This is a genomic window from Streptomyces sp. NPDC059668 (assembly GCF_042734135.1).
GTDB lineage: Bacteria > Actinomycetota > Actinomycetes > Streptomycetales > Streptomycetaceae > Streptomyces.
The window spans coordinates 54,672-70,378 of the sequence record NZ_JBHWEL010000003.1 but is presented as its reverse complement, the minus strand read 5'-3'; the positions used below and the strand labels follow the sequence as shown (position 1 = coordinate 70,378).

The following is a 15,707-nucleotide window of genomic DNA, read 5'->3' as shown; positions in this document are numbered from 1 at the left end:
CACCCACCCCGGGGGGGGGGTTTTCCCCGCCCCCCCCGTGGTCGGGGCGGTTCGGGGGCACCTCAACCCCCCCCTTTCCCCCCCCCCCCCACCGGCCCCCCCCCGGGGGGGCGCCCCCCGCCCCGCGCCGGTGGCAGGTGTGCTCAAGAGGGCGTCTCACGTGGCAGGTTCCGCGAGCTTTTTGAGTAGCTCGGGGCGCTGGTCATGGCCAGAATTCGACTCTGCCGGTTGTTGCGGTCCACGTACGGGATCTTGAGGCCACGAGCAGCCCATGGCAGGCTCGTGCCGCATGTTCGATGAATTCGCGAAGGACAGCCTGCACGGGAGACTGCGGCGGGACCGCGAAGCGCTGCTCTGGAAGCTCGACGGCCTGTCCGAGTACGACGCCCGGCGACCTTTGACAGTGACCGGGACCAACCTCCTGGGCCTGGTCAAACACGTGGCCGGCGTCGAGGCCAGGTACTTCGGCGAGGTCTTCGACCGGCCGTCCCCGGAACCGCTGCCCCGGTGGCAGGACCACGACGGCAGCGATCTGTGGGCGGCTGAGGACGAGGCACGCGATCAGATCATCGAGTCCTACCGGCGCACGTGGGAACACTCGGACGCGACGATCGACGAGCTTGCCCTCGATGCCCCCGGCCACGTGCCGTGGTGGCCGGAGCCTTACCTCAACACGAACCTGTTCGCCATCCTGGTCCACGTCCTCGGGGAGACCAACCGGCATGCCGGGCACGCCGACATCCTGCGTGAAGGCGTCGACGGCCGGACCGGGATGCGCCCCGAACACGAGATGCAGATCGATGAGGACGCCCGCACCGCCTACTGGGCGAAGATCGAGCAAGCCGCCAGATCGGCCTCATCAGGCAAGGCGTAGAGGGCTGCCCCACGTAACTTGATGTTCGAGCGGCATGACGCCGGTCCTGGGAGCTGATCTGCCGAAGCGTCTGGTTCCTGATGAACTCTGCGAGCGGGGCGCCTCGTTACTGCCGTCGTTCGCTGCTCGACCGCAAGGTGGTGGGACTGCTCCGTGTGACGAGCGGGCCGTGTTCACGGCAGTGGTGTACGTGCTGACCAGCCGCTGTGCCTGGCGGCATCTGCCGCCGACGTTCGGCACGTCCTCCGCCACCGTGCATCGCCGCTTCACGGTATGGACCGAGGTCGGACCGCGGGGATCGTCGACGCGGCCTCCGGGGGAATCGCTGACGGGACCGAATCCGACCGACCGTGGCAAGCCTGGATCGAAAATCCACTTGATCACCGACCGGAACGGACTACCGCTCTCGCTTGGCATTTCCGGCGCATACATGCACGACAGTCTCGGTCTTGAACCGCTTGTGCGGGGCATCCCGCCGATCCGATCCCGTCGAGTGCCTCGTCGACGGCGCCCCGGCAAGCTCCACGGAGACAAGGGCTACGACTACGACCACCTGCGTCGGTGGCTCCGCAAACGCGGCATCCGTCATCGCATCGCCCGTAGGGGCATCGAGTCCTCAGTGGGCGATACGCAAGCTGATGTCCGGTTCGTGGCTCGGTTGGGTGAGGTTGGCGGGCCAGGTATTCGCGTGAGGAGTGAGCGTGCCGGGCCGGGCGAACATGTCCACCGATCCGGAGTGAGTCCGGGCCGTGAGCACGACGAAGTGTTGTGCCACGATCCCCGTTGTGGATGACCGAACGCATGACGTGGACTGGTCCGGCTTGTTCCACGCCTCGGGACCTGCCAGCGACACGCCAGGACACCTGGCAGCCCTCCTCGGCAACGATGCGCGGGCTTCTGTCGACGGGTACTCGCACCTGTGGTCGGCGACGCTTCGCCGCGAGGGCAAGGCATGGCCTGCGACGGCGCCCACCGCGATGCTTGTCGCCGAGCTCCTGGACAACCCGCTGCTCGGGCTCGACGATCCCTCGCTGCCCGATGCCATGCTCGCCTATCTGTACGTGGTCGGCGCCGCCGCCGACCTCGGCGACCAGGCGACGGAGATCCGTGCTCGGGTCCAGGACCGTGCGCCGGAGCTGCGGGACTGGACGGTCGAGTACGTGTCGGCTGATGAGGATGGCCGGGCCCGGATGTGGCAGGACGGCACAGGGCTGGGTGAACTCGTCCTCGATCAGGCGGCGCTCTCCTGCTTCGACGTGGTTCCCGTGCTGCTGCAGCGAACACTGCCGTACCTCGCGTCGGAACGTGCCAGGCGCAGGACATGTGCCGCCGCAGCGGTCGGGGCACTGGCGCGGCATCCCGCGGCCTCCGCGCAACGTTCGGAACTGCTGAAACAGTTGACGTCGATGGCCCTGGCCGCCGATTCCTCGTACGACCTGGCGACGATGGTGATTGCCATCGGTCACCTCGGCGGCGACACGCACTCCTGGCTGACTGACCCGCATGCAGGCGTTCGGGTCTGCGCGGCCCTGGCGCCCGACCTTGCCGGCAACGACACAGCAGAGCACGTGCTCATGGAACTGGAGCGGTCGCCGCAAGCGTTTAGCAAGTCCTTCGGCGACATGGCTCCGCCCCTGCAGCTCCAGTCCCAGTCGCTTCAGGACTTGCTCGCAGGGCGACGTGCGAGCTGATGCTCGATGTCAGCGACCGAGGTTACGGTCGCGGCAGGATGAACAGCCCTTGCTCGGTCTCCGTCAGGATCCTGCGGTCGGCCAGCCGCTTGAGTTTCAGCCGGACATTGTTGACGTTGTTGGGCGCGATCTCCAGATCTATCGCCTCGCAGACCGCCCGTGCCCGCAGTGGGCCGCCGGCCGCGGCGAACACCGCCATGATCTGCTGATAGGCCGGATGGTCCGGCAGCTTCGCGGCCGGCGGCGTCGGCGAGGATGGATCAGGGAGCGCTAGCAGGGTCTTGCGGGTGATGCGTACTTCCTCGGTGAGCCGGTCGAACTCCTCCAATTGCGCGGCGAGTTCCGCGATGCGTCCTCGCGTGGCCTCGGCCTGCGCGGCGATCTCGCGCTCTTGCTCCTCCAGGTGCGCCAGAACCGCTCCCAAGGTCAGGTCGCTGCCGCTCATGCGCCGCGCCAAGTGGGAGCGGAGGTCGCGGTGAGCATCCGGGTCATCCGGTCGCTTATGGCCCAATACACCCTCGACTCGGCGGAGGCGGGCCGGTGCTCGTAGTCCCGCACCAGCCTGCGGTGCAGCATCATGATCCCGTTCACCTGCTCCACCACCCACCTCTTGGGCTGCGGGACGAACCCTCTGGCTGCCGGGTTGCGCTCGATGACTTCGACGTCGATGCCCACCATCTGCCCGTGGTCGATGACGGCGGTCTTGAACCCCTGGTCCACCAGGGCCTTGTGCACCGTGTCGGTGTCGGCGGCGACCTTGTCCAGCAAGGCGATGCCGGCGACGTTGTCGTGCGCGGAAGCGGCCAGTACCACCACCGCGATCACCAGACCGAGAACATCAACCGCCCGGCCGCGTTTGCGGCCTGGGACTTTTTTTGCCGCGTCCTTTCCGGTGGTGTCGGCGGGCACCCCGGCGGCCGAATGCACGCTCTGGGTGTCGAGCACCACCAGGCTCGGGTCGGCCTCGCGCCCTCGGCTCTCGCGGACCTGCCAGCGCAGCAGGTCGTGGATGGTCTGGTCGGTGTCGTCGTCGCGCCACTTGTAGAAGTAGTACTTCACCGCTCCGATCGGGGGCAGGTCGTGGGGGAGGTAGTCCCACTGGCAGCCGGTACGGGACTGGTAGAGCAGGGCGTTGACGATCTCCCGCATCTCGTAGGCGCCCTGGTGGCCGCTGACGGAGGGATGCTGAGCCTTCCAGGAGGCGATGACGGGTTCGATCAGGGCCCACCGCTCATCGGATAAGTCGCTCTTGTAGGGCTGGCGATCGCTCACGAGGAACACTCCACCACGACAGGCCCCCCGATCAGCCCCGATACGCCTGTGCCACACGTTCCAGCGATAACAAACGCAGCATCGCGCCACATACCGCCCTCTCACAACGACTCGGCCGCCACAGGTGGGTCGTCGAACAGACCATCTCCTGGCTCACCGGCTGTCGTCGGGGCTCCACCGCCGCTACGAGCGCAAGGCAGAACCCTTCCTCGCTTTCGTCGGCATAGCCGCAGCTCTCATCTGCAACCGCCGATTGGCCACCCTTTTCAGGGCCTGATCCGGTTCTCCTGCACGTCGAAACAGACCAGTCCCATCGCGTCTGCCAAATCTGCCGCGTAGGCCGAAGCTTCCTCGGCCCTGCTCCAGCTCATCCCGAAGTACATGAGCGGACCACTTGCACTCTCGATCAACGGTCCGACCGACCAGGGCGAGGTCTCTTCCTCGTCCTCGGTGATGTCGCACCACCGCTCCAGAAGCGCGGCAACGTAGGCAGCTATGCGTTCGGACGGAGGCTCCACGACATCACCGTCGAGATAGCGGTCGTGCAGCGCGTTGAAGACTCGGCCGGCGGTCTTGTCATCCGCCGGCCGCCCGCCCTCCCAGACAGCCAGGTCGTAGCTCATGCCCTGAGAATTTCACACCACACTGACACCCATCCGAGCCCGTCGTCAGGCCCGCTACAGCCAAAAGAAACGACATCTAAGGAGCTCGCGAACCCACCACGTGAGACGCCCTCGAAGTTTGGCTGGGGGTACCGCTATGGGCTTGGTCAAGGAAATCCGGGTGCGTTTGTGGTCGGGCTGAGGTCAGCATTGCCTGGTGTCTGAGCTGCTGTGGGATGACGTGAAGGGTTTCTTCGACCTTGAGTGGGAGGGGTGTTTTCCGGATGTGTGGGTCACGGGGTCTACGGTCCAGGATTGGCAAGCTGTCCTCGATCTGATCGTTGCGAGTGGCTGGCGGAGTGAGTACTCCGAAGGTGACGTGGTCATTCCGCTGCCGCGTGCTGGGGAGGTGCTGTCGCGGCCTGCTGATGCCGAGTGCGCGGGCCTACGGGTCTGGCTGACACCGGATGTGTTGGCGATCTTTCGGTTGGAGTCGGCTGACGAGATCGGTTTCGACGTGGACCTGAGGGAGTTGCAGGGACAGGACCGGCTGGATGTGCTGTGCGGATTTCTTCGTGCGATCGGGCGCCGACTGAGCAAGCCGGTGGTGATGACGCCCGAAGGTGACTGGGACCAGAGCCATCCGGTGCTGGGATTCGACGTCGACTCCGACCGGGTGGTACAGCTGGCCGAACCGCAGATCAGCCGACCGTGGCCGCCGGACGTGATTCGTAGAAGGTGCCGTCGCGGAGCATGGCGAAGAGGACGTCGGCCCGGCGTCGGGCGAGGCAGAGGACGGCCTGGGTGGCGAGGTGGCCGGCGGTTGGGAAGGTGCTGCCATCTACGGTCTCGATGAGACTCCTGGCCCGGTCCTGACACCGACTCCCGGCATCGACATCAGGACCTTCGAAAGAGGGTGGGTCTCCAGGAGTTCCTCGATCCGCCCGGCCAGGAGTCTGCGCTGGTCAAGGACTGCGGTCAGGGATCCGGCCAGCTCGGGACGATCAGTGCGACCGCCTCGGTGCCCGGAACGGTGACGGTCTGCTAGTCCAGGGCGGTGAAGACGTCCTCGACCAGCCGCTCGGCCATCCCTGGGCTCTTCGGCCGTAACAGCGTGACCAGGCAGCGCGTCCGGCCTTGCTGATCGCCGCTAGCAGGTCATGCCCGACCCGAAGCCGAGCTCCTGCGGCAGGCGTTCCCAGGAGATCCCGGTATGCAGCACGAACAGGATGCCCTGGAAAACCAGCCGGTCTGTACTCCAGCCATCGTGCTGGCCCTTCTTGGAACTCCTAACGAAATGATCTTCGCGATGGTTGGATCTGGCTCGGCCGAAGCCGTGGGAAGTTGATGACGAGTTATGGGCGGTGATTACCGCCGCCTGGTCCGGGAACTCGGTGTGAAGCCACTGATTGCCCGCCGCGGCACCGAACACGGCTCGGGTCTGGGCACCCAACGCTGGGCCGTGGAACGCGCCTTCGCCCACCTGCACTGGTTCCGCCGCCTACGGATCCGCTGGGAGATACGCGACGACATCCACGAAGCCTTCCTCACCCTCGGATGCGCACTCATCTGCTGGCGACGCCTGAACTCATTGCCAGTAGTTCCTTGACCGAGGCGTCGTCACCACCTCGTTCGGCCACGTCTGCCGGACGCGGCCGAGCTGTTTGTGCAGCTCGGCCACCCAGCCGTCCCCCGGATCCAGGACGACGCGGACCGAAACCCCGGACTCGCCACTGTCGTCCACCGTGACGACAGGACGGGGCATCGAGAATTGCCTGTCGATCTCAATCCGGATCTCGGTGTCGCCCATGGCCGTCCAGCGGATGCCCTGCCTGTCAGAGAGCTCGTCGAGGGCCGTTGACCAGTCGCCCATGGCTTCCGGTGACAAGCACAGCCCAAGGCGCCCGCTGGCGAAGGCGCTCGTGATGACGAGCTCCGCATCGAGGTAGTCGTTGAGCGGCGTGTCCCCGGGCATGTTCCGTCCCAGAATGCGTACCCGAACGCTGCTGTCCGGGTCGATCAGACAGATCAGGTCCGCCCCCTCGCCTCCATGCACGCACCCTCCCAAACTCCCAACGCTTCCGATCATCATGCACGAGTCGCAAACTGGTGTTGGTCTGTGTTTCGTTAGGAGTTCTTAGCCCCTGTCGGAAGGTTCGCTCCCAGCTTCTCCGCTGTCTCGGGTTTGCCACAGGTCGCCTCCCTCGTACTTGCTCCGGAGCAGGGGAATCACCCCGCTACGGGTTCGGCCCATGCGGCGAAGTCGAAGATCGGTCGCTTGACAAGCCTTCCCCCGCTGTCGTCATAGAGAGTCCCACGCACCCTTCGGCCCCGACGTACCAGGTATCGCAGGCCTTCTATGTCGACGATCCCGCACTCGCCAGAGTCCAAGTCGACGGAAACCTCGTCGAGGCGGCTGACATCCCACCCGGCCTTCGCGGCGAGATGCATCCACACCTGGATCGCTCGCTCGGGCTGTTCCGGGGAGAAGCTCGTCCCGACTCTCGCGATGATCTGTACCGGGTCAGGTCGCTCGTCGATGGCCATCACAGCCCCTCTCGTAGACAGGCGATCATGGCAGAGCTCCCAACCGTCGGACTTGTTGGGTCGCCGGGAAGACTTTGCGGGACAGCCCTTAAGAGGGGTTCGATGTGCGCCGGGCTGCTAAGGCCCCTCCCGCAACTGACCGGTGGGGGTTGCCGCGGTCAGACGCAGACGTTCGGCACCGCCTCGTGTCAGCAGCATCCCGCTGCTGGTCACGAGGTCATGGGCGGCAAGGCCGATCCTCCTGCCGGTGATTCGTCGGCCCTGTGCGCTCTCGACACTGGCCGGCCGGGTCGCCGCGCGCAGAGCCTTCCAGACAAGGCGCGTCTCCTCGGTCAGGAGCTGGTGCCGCTCAGGCCCGACCTCCTGCTCGAACCAGCGCACGGCGAGACGGCCGGCTTCGAAGACTTCGCCCTCGCCGTCTTGGATGCGGCGTGAGCACAGGAACTGGACGACGGCTGAGTGCCCGATATCGGATCTGGGGGCGACCGCGCCGTTCACCATGACATCTTCAGGTGCCTGAGCCCCTGCCGGCAGAAGCAGAAACGCCTGCCGACCACCGCAGCTCAAGGCCTCCTCGATTGAACGATGCAAATGCACCTGGTGAAGGCCCTTCGGGCCGGGATGACTGCACAGCCAGCCAGCCAGCCAGCCGGACAGCGGCAGGGCTTCGCCGATGCGCTGCCCGATGAGTTGCTCGTCTTCGGGCAGCGACCAAACATCGGTCGCCTTCCTGCCGGAGCCATGAGGGGTCACGGACGCAGCATGGCAGAGGACGAGGACACTCCCCGCAGAGGCGTCCGGGACGCCGCTGCCCGCCTCAGGAGGCTCTGCTTGCCGCTGCGACGATCACGGAATGCCTCGTGTGATCACCGCGTCGGAGACATTGTGGATGTTCCCGTACACCGGTTGACTCCGCGGGACTTCCGCACGTCGATCGTCGCCCTGCGGCGAGAGGGTGCCGATGGAGTAGGTCCAGGACGCCCCTGGGGTCTGTCACCTGAGGACCGGGTTCTGCTGGTGGCTGCCTACTGGCGGACGAACCTCACGCTACGACAGCTCGCACCACTCTTCGGTGTGTCCAAGTCGGCCGCCGGCCGCATGCTGCACCACATTGGCCCGCTGCTTGCGCTCAGGTGTCGAAGCCAGGGTCACTCGGACACCGTACTGATCGTGGACGGCACGCTGGTGCCCACCCGGGACCGCTCCGTCGCCATACAGTCCAGGACCAATCGTTGCTCGACCGACCACCAGGTCGTCGTCGACGCTGATCCCCGCCTGGTCGTTGCCGGCGGTCGACCACTGCCTGGCAACCGCAATGACTGTCTGCGTTGCCACCTCGACAGCATCCCGGGGCACCTGCTGCCGCTGCATCCGCTCGACTTGGCCGCTGAAGGCCGCGACTGATCCTGTGCCGATGCCCGCCGGGATGGTCTCGCCGAGCGGCGCTGGGCGGCGTCGGACGACACGGCGGGCGCCGGGGTCCGAAGACCCCGGCACCCGCCGCGCTCGGGCCGGGACGGTTCACGTCACCGGTGGTTGCCGTCGACTCACTTGGGGGCGCGCTGCAGGAACGCACGGACCACGGTCTGCTGGACGCTGTCACCAGCCGCGTCCGTCGCGGTCACCCGCAGCGTCACGTACGCGTCGCCGTGGATGTAGGACGGCCGCGCCAGGCTGGCGATGAACTGCCCGTCGTTGCGGTAGTGGGCGGTATGCACCGCCGCCCAGTTCTTCCCGTCTTCGTAGGACGCCTCGACCTTCAGCTTCACCCCGCGCGGGGCGGGCATGCCGTCCTGCATACGGACGTTGAGTCCGACCGTGTGCACGCGCTCCCGGTCCATCCGGTTCTGGGTGTCGACCGGTACGGCGTAGTCGACCTGGAGCAGCGGCAGCATCGTCGAGGCGGCCGCGGTGTCCGAGCGGAACGTCCAGGACGTGTGCGTGTCGGTGGCGAAGTGCCAGTCGTCCGATTCGCGGGCCGTCGTCAGGTCCAGAGCGTACGTGGCCTTGCCGGGGGGCACTTCCAGGTTGCCCCAGGCGCTGTTGTCGGACGCGGCGATCTGCTTCCCGTTGCGGTACAGCACCGCTGTGGCCGTGTCGGGCACCGGAAAGGGCCCGCTGTCCTTCGCGGCGGCGCCACCGACACCGCCGCCGAAGGACGGCAGCTCGGAGAACGACCAGTGGCCGGTGCCGGAGTCGTTGAACTCCGGGACGTACACCGACAAGGTGTCGCCGTTGCGCACCGACTTCATGGAGAAGCCGCGGGGGATCGACGGCCGGACCACTGCTTTGAACCACTGCTCCGTGGCGCGCTGGCCGGGCCGGTAGGTGTGGGGTGCGTCCTGCGAGCCGGCCTGCAAGGGGAAGTCGGGGATCCAGACCACGTTGTGGTGCACGAAGTGGTTCCACAGCGTGTCCTCGGCGCTGCTCACGTACTCGACGCGTTCCTGACCCACCGGCACGTAGCGGCTGTACTGATTCCACGCCGTGTCCTCGTAAGGCCGCCATGCGAACCGCTGCTCGCTGGCCCAGGCCGAGGCACCGGTGCGGGTGTAGGTGGCGCGGACCTGCGCGGTGTTCCGGTCCGAGACGGTGTAGACCATCTGCTGCGGGATGGAGCCCTTCGAGACGGGCATCACGTCGTACAGGTACGGGCTGTTGACCGTGCCAGAGAACTCCAGCGTCGTGGTGCCCTTCTTGATGCGGTCCAGCAGGGCTCCCCCGTTCTTCCAGTTGGTCCGCATCGACGGCAGTTCCAACCGGTCACCGTCCGGCTGCCACCGGGTCCAGGCGGCGCCCCCGGCCGGCTCCCAGGCGAAGAGCACCGCCTTGGCGCCGGCGGCCGCGGCGAGCCTTGAGAAACCGGCGTAGTCGCCCGTGGGCCACGCGTACCGGGCCACGGCCAGCTTGCCCCGCACGTTGCCGAGTTCGGGCGCCGTCACGGACCCGGCGTCCACGGCGGTCAGTCGTGCGCCGCGGTCCCCGAAGACCGGGGAGAGCGGCTCGTAGTACGGGGTGAATGCCTGCGAGGTGCCGGAGACCTTCGCGCGCAGCTGCGGGGCCACCATCTGCCAGCGCGAGTGGTACTCGAAGGCACCGTCGGTGACCGGAGCGGTGGGGCTGATGTAGAGGTGGTTGACGGTGTCGAAGTAGAGGGCGCCCTGGAGCAGTCCGTGGCCGTCGATCTCGCGGTGCAGCATCGTGCTGATGACGCCGTGCTGCTCGGCCGGACGAGGTGTGCGGATCTTCACCTCGGTGACATGGGAGGCGTCCAGCGTCACCGTCATGTCCTTGGTGACCTTCACCTCGGGGACGACGACGTCGCCCACCTGGTCACCGTCCGACGTCGTGTCGTAGAAGCCGGAGTTGAGGTAGTACGTGCCTTCTTCCACGACGGCGACCGCCGCGTCCCTGTCCGTGTACTGCGCCCAGCCGTCGGCGCCCCAGATGTTCGGCAGCGCGCCGGGCACGACCTGGCCGTTGCGGTCTCGGCAGACGACGGTCAGCCGGTGCTGCGGCGCGTGCACGACGAGGGAGACCGTGGTGTGCGCCACCACGGCACCGGCCGGGTCCTTCGCGGTGACGTAGCCGTAGAAATTACCGCGGAGGGCCTTCGCCACGTCGGTGCGCAGCGGCACGTCGGCGGTGTCACCGGGGGCAAGACGCACGGTGTCGGAGGCCAGACTGACGACTCCGGCCGGGAGCGCCTTCCCGGTGTCGGTGGCCAGGCCCGCCGCCAGGGAGAGGGTGACGGGGTGGTCACCCGCGTTGGTGTAGTGGATGGTGGCCGCCTGCCGCTGTCCCGCCGCACCGCCGATCTGGAGCGGGGCGAGGGTGACGGAGCCGGTGGCCGTGACCGGGCCGGTGGCCGTGGCCAGGTCGATGCGACCGCCGCCCTGCTCGGTCACCTTGGTGCCGGCCACCGTGTGAGCGGTGCTCGTGAGGGCGTCCTTGATCTGCTGAGCCTGCCAGTCGGGATGCTGCTGGGCCAGCAGGGCGGCCGCCCCGGCGACGTGCGGGGTGGCCATGGAGGTCCCGGACAGGGAGATGTAGTGGGCGTCGACCGGGTCGCCCAGGGTGGTACCGGCCGCGCGGGCCGCGACGATGCCGACCCCGGGGGCCGTCACGTCGGGCTTGACCGCACCGTCGCCGAAGCGCGGTCCGCGGCTGGAGAAGGGGGCGAGGGAGTCGTCGCGGTCGACGGCCCCCACGGTCAGAGCGGAGTCGGCGGCTCCCGGCGTGCCGACGGTGGAGGTGCCCGGGCCGTCGTTGCCCGCCGCGACGACGAACAGTGTGCCGGTGGAGGCGGTCAGGGTGTTGACGGCTTCGCTCAGCGGGTCGGTGCCGTCGGTCTCGATGGACGCGCCGAGGCTCATGTTGACGACCTTGGCGTGTTCGCCGGTCGCCCATTCCATGCCGGCGATGATGCCCGACTCGTCGCCGGAACCGCTGTCGTCCAGCACCTTGCCGATCAGCAGGTCGGCTTTGGGGGCGACACCCTTGCGGGTCCCTCCGGACGCCGCGCCGCTGCCGCCGACGATCGAGGCGACATGGGTGCCGTGCCCGAAGTGGTCACCAGTGTTCCCGCTGCCGGAGAAGTCCTTGGCCTCCGCGATGCGCCCGGCGAGGTCGGGATGGCTTGCGTCGGCACCGGTGTCCAGCACGGCCACCTTGACGCCCTGGCCCTCGTAGCCCGCCTTCCACGCGGTGGGGGCGTTGATCTGCGCGGTGCTGCGGTCCAGCAGCGCCTTCACCTTGCCGTCGAGTGAGATCCGCGGAGTGACCGCCGCACGGGCGGCGTCCGACGCCGTCCCGGAGTTGAGTGTCTTCCAGAACGTGCCCAGGTCGCGGTCGGCGACCTGCATCGATTGCGCGTGGATGCTCTCCAGGTGACGGAAGGGAGCCGCGGCAGCCTTGAGCGCCACGAGCCGGCCGGCGGTGGCCGTGGCGGCCTTCGACGCCTGTGCCGTGACCCTGGCTCCGGCGCGTGACGGCACCGGCTGCGAGGAGACGATCAGCGGCAGCGCGGTGGTGTGGGCCTCGTCGTAGCCATCGGCGATCAGGGCCGTCACATTGAACAGCCGCCGGTCCAGGGTGCCCGCGGACACCAGCCCCTGGGCGTCGAACGGCAGCACGGTCAGTGCCTTGTCGTCTCCCTCCAGCGTCCGGAAGGGAATGTGCTCGCGTCCGGGTCCTGGCCGCACCGACGCGGTGTGCCGGCCGCCGGGCAGCGTCGTCACCGTCACCTGATCACCGGTCACCAGCCGTACGGTCGCGGAGCGGGCCGTCGGCGCGGCGGCGGGAGGGGCGGCGGTCGCGGTGCGGGCCGTCGGTGCCGCGGACGCGGCCGGCACGGCTACGGCAACCAGCATCAAGCCCGCGGCTATCGCCGCCGCCGGGCGGATGGTGGACATCAGTCGGATACCTCTCGTAGGGCTGGCGTGGCAGGACTGCGGCAATGCGTACTGTCCGGCTGGGACGGGGCACCGCTCAGAAGGTGAGCTTCCAGCTGTTGATGTGGCCGCTGTCCAGGTGGTACGCGTCCCGCACCTTCAGCTTCCAAGTACCGCCGGCGGTCTCACTGGAGGCGTTGACGGTGTAGGTGGCGATCACATTGGCCGCAGAGTCGAAGCCGTTGGACTTCTTCAGGTGGTAGAGGCTGCCGTCCGGGGCGACCAGGTCGACGACCAGGTCACCGCGGTAGGGGTGCACGATGTTGACGCCGACCGCGAGGGTGCTCGGCGCGTTGCCCGCCCGGCCGGAGACCTTGACGGGGGAGTACACGGCCGCGCCTGCGTCCGGCACCGGTACGTCGGTGGTGTTGGTGAAGACGTTGCCGCCGGCTTTGGTGACTCCCCAGCCGAAGGTCGCCGAGCCGGTGACCTTGGAGGAGTCCTTTGCCTTGACGGTCACGGTGCTGAGGCCGACGGCGGTCGGCGTTCCGGAGATCAGGCCCGTGGCCGCGTTGATGGACAGGCCCGAGGGCAGACCGGTGGCGGAGTACGTGAGTGCTCCCGGGTTGTTGCTGCCGGCCTGGACCTGAAGGCTCACGGGCGTCTTGACGAGGGTGTTCTGGTCCGTCGGCCTGGTGACCGTGACGCGGGCGGCGACGCCGATGGCGGCCCAGGTGTCGGCGACGGTCTTGTAGGTCGCGCTGCCGGCTCCCCACAGGTCGGCGGCGGCCTGCAGGGTCTGGGTACGGGCACCCGAGTAGTCGGTGGTGGAGGTGAAACGCTCGGTCAGGGCCTTGTACCAGAGCTTGGCGGCGTTCTCGCGGCCGATGCCGGGTACCGCCACGCCGTTGGCGGTGGGGCTGTTGTAGCTGACGCCGTTGACCACCTTCGCGCCGCTTCCCTCGGACAGCAGGTAGAAGAAGTGGTTCGCCGGGCCGGACGAGTAGTGCACGTCCAGATTGCCGATGCCGGGGGACCAGTTGTCCGGCGAGACGCCGTCCCGCGAGGGCTTGTCCTGGTAACGCAGCGGGGTGCCGTCACCGTAGAGGTCGATCCTCTCGCCGATGAGGTAGTCGCCGACATCCTTCGCGTTGTCGGCGTAGAACTCGACCGAGGTGCCGAAGATGTCCGAGGTCGCCTCGTTGAGACCGCCGGACTCATCCCCGTACACCAGACCCGCGGTGGCGGCGGTGACGCCGTGACTCATCTCGTGCCCGGCCACATCGAGCGAGGTCAGCGGGTGGTCGTCGCCGTCACCGTCGCCGTACGTCATGCAGAAGCAGGCGTCGTCCCAGAAGGCGTTGTCGTAGGCGACACCGTAGTGGGTGCGGGAATAGGCGGCGGCACCGTCGTCGCGGATTCCGTTGCGGCCCATCACGTTCTTGTAGAAGTCCCAGGTGACCTGGGCGCCGTAGGCGGCGTCCACACCGGCGGTCTCGGCGTTGGACGGCGAGCCGTCGCCCCAGGTGTCGGTGGAGTTGGTGAACAGGGTGCCGGTACCCGAGTCGCCGTGACCCAGGTCGTACGTCCTGTGGCCGCCACGGCTGTTGTCGGTCATGGTGTACGTCGAGCCCGACACCGTGGTCCCCAAGGTGACCTTGCCGCTGTACTCGCTGTTGCCGACGCCGGTCTCGATGCCCTGATACTCGAACAGCTTGGCGCCGGTCCTCGCATCCGAGATGACGTGCAGTCGGCTAGGGGTGCCGTCGTCCTGCAGACCGCCGACAACGGACTCCCAGGCCAGGACCGGGGCTCCGGAGGCCGCCCAGACCACCTCGCGGGAGCTGGTCACCGTGGGGCTGGTGGCCCCCTTGGCCTTGGCGCGGGTGAGCGCGAGGGCTTTCGCCGAAGCGGCGGAACGGATCGCGGTGGTGGTCGGCACACCGATACGCGCGTCGGTGGCCTTGTCGGCCCCCTTCGACGTCCCGTCGGCAGCCGTGTGTACGACCAAGTCGCCGCCGAGGACGGGCAGTCCGGCGAAAGTGCGCTCGTAGCGGGTGTGCACGGTGCCATCGGCGTCCTTGGCGACCGACTTGGGGACCAACTGCTCCTGCGCTCCGAGATGCAGCGACCGTGCGGTGGCCGCTCGTCCCGCCAGTGCCGCTCCGAGGAGCCGCGCCTGCTCCGCGGCCGACAGCTGCACGGGGAGTGCGCCTGCCCGGGGCTGGACCTGGACCGCACTGGCGCGCGCCCGGGGCGTACCGGCCATCGCGGTGCCGGACGACGCGGTGACGGCCAACACCGTGGCGCCGGCTATCAGTGCGCCCGCCACCGACCTGCGAGGGGATCGTCTCACTCGTACTCCTTCTGCGGCGGCCACGGGATGGCGGCCGGCGAACAGCCCGGGCAGCATGGCGTTCGGCACTGCCCGGTTTGAACTGACGGCGTGGAAAGGCCAAATGCGGCCGCTGTGCAGGCGATCACCAGGCTGTAGAACACCCGCGCACAGCTGGAGGTAAATGCCACCGAAAGGATCAGCTAATAGAACCTGAAACGTCACTAGCGCCAGGTGTCGCACCTGCGACATGTCTCATCGGCGCCATGCGGCGGACGACGCCCGCCGCACGAAACGGTCGGCGCGACGTGGACCGTCGGGAAATGGGTGTGTCCCGTCTCGGAGGAGCCGCCTGCCGGGCCGCCCCGTCCCGTTCACCGACGCGATACGCACCATCACCCCCTCCTCGCCGGCACCCTCGTCCGACCTGGTCCGGGCCGCGTGCGCGCTCCCCGCACCGTCGGACGCTCGCTGACGCGGCGCTCAGGACGACGGGACACAAATCCCGCAACCACGGCACCTGTTACGGCCAATGACGTGGCGCGCCAGAATGTCCCGTAGCGGGGCTACCCGTTTCCCCATTCGGGCTGGATCCTGGCGGCTTCGGCCGAGGCGAATGGCATCACCAACACAGTTGTGGCCTACAACTCAGCACCAATGAACCCGAGTTGGGCTCGCAATTGGTCGATGCCCCATCGACGTGTCAAATCTCGGGCGGAATGGTATCCCCACATACCGCCGATCCGCTCCCGACACGGTCGCCGGCGGCGCAAGCCGGGCGAACTCCATGGCGACAAGGGCATACGACTACGACCACCCGCGCCGAGGGTTGCGCGCCCGTGGCATCACGCCTCGCATCGCTCGCGAGGGCAGAGACTCCGGCCAACGCCTGGGGCCGGGACGACGTCCCCCCCCCCCCCCGGTGGCACCACTGGTCCCCAGACCGCGGGGGGGCGGGGGGGCGGGGGGGCGCGCCCCCCCAGCACGGGAGTG

Annotated in this window: 10 protein-coding genes and 8 pseudogenes; 8 read left to right on the top strand and 10 right to left on the bottom strand. The window is 68.1% G+C overall.

The window, feature by feature from the left end:
• The first annotated feature begins 289 nt into the window (after nucleotides 1–289).
• The 3 genes and pseudogenes from ACFV2J_RS03970 to ACFV2J_RS03960 all read left to right on the top strand — a co-directional run bounded on the left by ACFV2J_RS03970 (nucleotide 290) and on the right by ACFV2J_RS03960 (nucleotide 2,565).
• Complete coding sequence (locus ACFV2J_RS03970; RefSeq protein WP_385088172.1) at nucleotides 290–874, top strand: DinB family protein; 585 nt, start codon at nucleotides 290–292, stop codon at nucleotides 872–874.
• A gap of 46 nt (nucleotides 875–920) precedes the next feature.
• Nucleotides 921–1,493, top strand: a pseudogene (locus tag ACFV2J_RS03965) (transposase); the annotation flags it as partial.
• Between the two features lie 130 nt (nucleotides 1,494–1,623).
• Nucleotides 1,624–2,565 (top strand): hypothetical protein, encoded by a 942-nt coding sequence (locus tag ACFV2J_RS03960; protein WP_385088190.1) that lies wholly within the window; start codon nucleotides 1,624–1,626, stop codon nucleotides 2,563–2,565.
• A 22-nt stretch (nucleotides 2,566–2,587) separates the two neighbouring features.
• On the opposite strand, the gene ACFV2J_RS03955 is transcribed toward ACFV2J_RS03960, so the two are convergent.
• Both ACFV2J_RS03955 and ACFV2J_RS03950 read right to left on the bottom strand, forming a co-directional pair.
• Complete coding sequence (locus ACFV2J_RS03955; RefSeq protein WP_385088174.1) at nucleotides 2,588–3,010, bottom strand: hypothetical protein; 423 nt, start codon at nucleotides 3,008–3,010, stop codon at nucleotides 2,588–2,590.
• Nucleotides 3,007–3,837 (bottom strand): IS5 family transposase, encoded by an 831-nt coding sequence (locus ACFV2J_RS03950; protein WP_385088176.1) that lies wholly within the window; start codon nucleotides 3,835–3,837, stop codon nucleotides 3,007–3,009. Before ACFV2J_RS03950 ends, ACFV2J_RS03955 begins: the two co-directional genes overlap by 4 nt.
• Nucleotides 3,838–3,938: 101 nt before the next feature.
• Here ACFV2J_RS03950 and ACFV2J_RS03945 point away from each other — a divergent pair.
• Nucleotides 3,939–4,114: pseudogene (locus ACFV2J_RS03945) on the top strand (transposase); the annotation flags it as partial.
• Here the strand turns inward: ACFV2J_RS03945 and ACFV2J_RS03940 are convergent.
• Nucleotides 4,104–4,460, bottom strand: coding sequence for a hypothetical protein (locus ACFV2J_RS03940; protein WP_385088178.1), 357 nt, complete (start codon nucleotides 4,458–4,460; stop codon nucleotides 4,104–4,106). The pseudogene ACFV2J_RS03945 and the gene ACFV2J_RS03940 sit on opposite strands and share 11 nt — an antisense overlap.
• A gap of 196 nt (nucleotides 4,461–4,656) precedes the next feature.
• Here ACFV2J_RS03940 and ACFV2J_RS03935 point away from each other — a divergent pair.
• Nucleotides 4,657–5,142, top strand: a pseudogene (locus ACFV2J_RS03935) (hypothetical protein); the annotation flags it as partial.
• Here ACFV2J_RS03935 and ACFV2J_RS03930 read toward each other — a convergent pair.
• Both ACFV2J_RS03930 and ACFV2J_RS03925 read right to left on the bottom strand, forming a co-directional pair.
• Nucleotides 5,141–5,567: pseudogene (locus ACFV2J_RS03930) on the bottom strand (transposase); the annotation flags it as partial. The pseudogenes ACFV2J_RS03935 and ACFV2J_RS03930 overlap by 2 nt on opposite strands.
• Nucleotides 5,568–5,592: 25 nt before the next feature.
• Nucleotides 5,593–5,691: pseudogene (locus ACFV2J_RS03925) on the bottom strand (transposase); the annotation flags it as partial.
• A gap of 117 nt (nucleotides 5,692–5,808) precedes the next feature.
• On the opposite strand from ACFV2J_RS03925, the pseudogene ACFV2J_RS03920 reads away from it, so the two are divergent.
• Nucleotides 5,809–6,048, top strand: a pseudogene (locus ACFV2J_RS03920) (transposase); the annotation flags it as partial.
• On the opposite strand, the gene ACFV2J_RS03915 reads toward ACFV2J_RS03920, so the two are convergent.
• From ACFV2J_RS03915 to ACFV2J_RS03905, 3 genes are all read right to left on the bottom strand, one after another.
• Nucleotides 6,028–6,495: a DUF5959 family protein gene (locus tag ACFV2J_RS03915; protein ID WP_385088180.1), complete on the bottom strand. Its 468-nt coding sequence runs from the start codon at nucleotides 6,493–6,495 to the stop codon at nucleotides 6,028–6,030. The pseudogene ACFV2J_RS03920 and the gene ACFV2J_RS03915 overlap by 21 nt on opposite strands.
• Nucleotides 6,496–6,668: 173 nt before the next feature.
• Complete coding sequence (locus ACFV2J_RS03910) at nucleotides 6,669–6,986, bottom strand: hypothetical protein (protein WP_385088182.1); 318 nt, start codon at nucleotides 6,984–6,986, stop codon at nucleotides 6,669–6,671.
• A 117-nt stretch (nucleotides 6,987–7,103) separates the two neighbouring features.
• On the bottom strand, nucleotides 7,104–7,739 hold the full coding sequence (locus ACFV2J_RS03905; protein WP_385088184.1) for a hypothetical protein: 636 nt from the start codon (nucleotides 7,737–7,739) through the stop codon (nucleotides 7,104–7,106).
• Between the two features lie 100 nt (nucleotides 7,740–7,839).
• Between ACFV2J_RS03905 and ACFV2J_RS03900 the strand changes: the two are divergent.
• A pseudogene (locus tag ACFV2J_RS03900) lies at nucleotides 7,840–8,306 on the top strand (transposase family protein); the annotation flags it as partial.
• A 227-nt stretch (nucleotides 8,307–8,533) separates the two neighbouring features.
• On the opposite strand, the gene ACFV2J_RS03895 reads toward ACFV2J_RS03900, so the two are convergent.
• Together ACFV2J_RS03895 and ACFV2J_RS03890 are read right to left on the bottom strand one after the other, a co-directional pair.
• A complete protein-coding gene (locus ACFV2J_RS03895; protein ID WP_385088186.1) occupies nucleotides 8,534–12,400 on the bottom strand; it encodes a S8 family serine peptidase in 3,867 nt (1,288 codons plus the stop codon).
• A 76-nt stretch (nucleotides 12,401–12,476) separates the two neighbouring features.
• On the bottom strand, nucleotides 12,477–14,735 hold the full coding sequence (locus ACFV2J_RS03890) for a M4 family metallopeptidase (protein WP_385088188.1): 2,259 nt from the start codon (nucleotides 14,733–14,735) through the stop codon (nucleotides 12,477–12,479).
• Between the two features lie 711 nt (nucleotides 14,736–15,446).
• Here ACFV2J_RS03890 and ACFV2J_RS03885 point away from each other — a divergent pair.
• A pseudogene (locus ACFV2J_RS03885) lies at nucleotides 15,447–15,618 on the top strand (IS5/IS1182 family transposase); the annotation flags it as partial.
• Nucleotides 15,619–15,707 lie beyond the last annotated feature (89 nt).

Excerpts from the sequence above, each read along its gene's own strand:
- ACFV2J_RS03910 (WP_385088182.1), bottom strand. The coding sequence starts at position 6,986 with ATGGCCATCGACGAGCGACCTGACCCGGTACAGATCATCGCGAGAGTC.
- ACFV2J_RS03940 (WP_385088178.1), bottom strand. The coding sequence starts at position 4,460 with ATGAGCTACGACCTGGCTGTCTGGGAGGGCGGGCGGCCGGCGGATGAC.
- ACFV2J_RS03895 (WP_385088186.1), bottom strand. The coding sequence starts at position 12,400 with ATGTCCACCATCCGCCCGGCGGCGGCGATAGCCGCGGGCTTGATGCTG.
- ACFV2J_RS03970 (WP_385088172.1), top strand. The coding sequence starts at position 290 with ATGTTCGATGAATTCGCGAAGGACAGCCTGCACGGGAGACTGCGGCGG.
- ACFV2J_RS03955 (WP_385088174.1), bottom strand. The coding sequence starts at position 3,010 with ATGAGCGGCAGCGACCTGACCTTGGGAGCGGTTCTGGCGCACCTGGAG.